The organism is Mesorhizobium intechi (assembly GCF_002879535.1).
Lineage (GTDB): Bacteria > Pseudomonadota > Alphaproteobacteria > Rhizobiales > Rhizobiaceae > Mesorhizobium > Mesorhizobium intechi.
Genome location: NZ_PNOT02000235.1, coordinates 1 through 2,336, shown reverse-complemented (window position 1 = coordinate 2,336; position 2,336 = coordinate 1). Strand labels below are relative to the sequence as shown.

Annotated in this window: 1 protein-coding gene and 1 pseudogene; both read left to right on the top strand. The window is 56.6% G+C overall.

Going from position 1 to position 2,336, the window contains the following annotated elements:
- A pseudogene (locus C1D09_RS20625) lies at nt 1-680 on the top strand (ATP-grasp domain-containing protein); the annotation flags it as partial.
- 265 nt (nt 681-945) lie between these two features.
- The coding region (locus C1D09_RS20620) for an FAD-dependent oxidoreductase (RefSeq protein ID WP_143976047.1) at nt 946-2,336 on the top strand (1,391 nt) is incomplete at its 3' end.

Genomic DNA, 2,336 nt, shown 5'->3' with positions numbered 1-2,336 from the left:
CGGTAATGATGGGAAATGACGTCATTGCGATTGGCGCTGCTGATTTCGGTCCCCCGCCGCATTTCGTCTTCCGGGAGGCAACCTACCCCGCCCTGCTAACTGACGAGGAGCGTGAGCGCATAACCGACGTTTCGCTGAGCTGTTTGCGAGCTCTCGGCCTTGGCTGGGGGCCAACGAACATTGAACTTCGGTGGACGAAGCGTGGCCCAATGGTCATTGAAGTCAATCCGCGTATTGTTGGAGGGGTCGATCCTCAACTGGTTCAGCTGGCTTACGATGTTGACCTTGTCACCGAGCACATCAAGCTAGTGGTGGGCGACGAGTGGGATTTGCGCAGACGGCACACGCAGATGGCGGCTGCGCGGTACCTGGTTCCTGATCAGGATGGGATCCTCGATTGGCGCGGGCGCAACAGTCAGATCGCTGCTGTGTCAGGTGTCGCCGAGGTGAAATTCTATGTGAGCCCAAAGACCCCATTCGTCAGGAAAGGTGATTACAGAGACCGTATCGGACATATTATTGCCGCTTCACCCGACCTTGCTCAGACCCAGGCGACACTCAAGCGTGCCGTCGACTTAATCGATTTGTCGATCACACCATTTCCAACCATGGGCGAAGAGGAACAGTGTGCGCCAGCTCATGTCCTCGCACCGGCGGAGGTGCCGCCAGCTAATCGCTGATGGTAGCCTACACTGGAACCACCCTGGACCACAAAGATCGAAAATGTCCAGCGTCGCCCGTCAGCCCACCATGCGGCTCTGGCCGGGCACTCTTCGCGGGGGCGACAAGGGATACCTACCTGGCGGTGGCTTGTGGTCTCGCGAGGCTCATCATTGATCCGGAGCTTCTGGAGAGCGCGCTCCCCTGGCTCTAGCGAGGATGCCGAAAAGACACTGAACCGGAGCTTACAATGAGAGTCGAATTTGCCGGTTTGAGGCATACGAAATGAAGCCACTGCCTTCCAAAGCGCGCGCTGTCATAATCGGAGGCGGCGTTTCGGGCTGCTCCGTCGCATATCACTTAGTGAAGCTGGGCTGGACGGACGTGATCCTGCTCGAGCGTAAGCAACTTACGTGCGGCACGACTTGGCACGCCGCCGGATTACTCAGCGAGCTTCGCGGGTCTAGCGACATGACGAAATTGACCAAGTACTCAATGCAACTCTACTCAAGTCTGGAGGAAGAGACGGGAATTGCAACCGGACTTCGACGTGTCGGCTCATTGTCTATCGCCCTTACCCAGGAGCGCAAGCACGAACTATACAGGCAACTCTCTCTCGCGGCCGCTTTCGGCGTGGAGGCGCGAAAGATCTCTATACGAGAACTTGAGGAAATGTACCCTCATATCGATGTGTCTGATGTCACGGCTGCACTTCATTTCCCGAATGATGGACAATGTGATCCAGCCAACGTCGCGATGGCGCTGGCCAAAGGCGCGCGCCAGCGTGGCGCCGCTATCGTTGAGGGAGTGAAGGTAGCCAGTGTTCAGGCGAGGAACGGCCGGGTATCAAGCGTAACATGGGAGAAGGATGGCCAGCAAGGGGTGATTGAAACGGAAAGCGTGGTAAACTGTGCTGGCATGTGGGCGAGGGAATTCGGCGCTAGGAGCAACGTCGCGATTCCATTGCATGCTTGCGAACATTTCTATTTGGTTACAGAACCAATAGATGGATTAACTCGCCTGCCGGTCCTACGGGTTCTGGACGAACATACGTACTACAAAGAAGATGCAGGAAAAATTCTCTTCGGCGCGGTGGAACCGGAGGCGAAACCGTGGGGCATGGATGGCATCCCGGAAAGCTTCTGCTTCGATGAGTTGCCCGAGGACTTTGCGCATTTCGAACCTATTATGGAGAAGGCTCTGAAGCGAATTCCGATGCTGGCCACAGCCGGTATTCGTACCTTCTTTAACGGGCCTGAAAGCTTCACTCCAGACGACCAATACCACTTGGGTGAAGCTCCTGACGTTAGGGGCTATTGGGTAGCATGTGGTTACAATAGTACAGGAATAGCTGCCTCAGGGGGTGCGGGCTTAGCGCTGGCGCAATGGATGAATGACGATGCCCCGCCGTTCGACTTGGCGGGCGTGGACATACGTCGGATGGAGCCCTTACAGAACAACCGTTCGTACTTGAGAGAACGGGTTTCGGAGATAGTGGCACTTTCCTTTGCTGACCACTTCCCCGCTCGTCAGATGACAACAGCGCGCGGCATTCGACGATCGCCAATTCATGAACATCTCAAGGCACGCGGGGCGGTATTCGGCGAGATGGTGGGGTGGGAGCGAGCCAACTGGTTTGCCAGGGAGGGCGGCCAGGAGCGTGAATACCGATACTC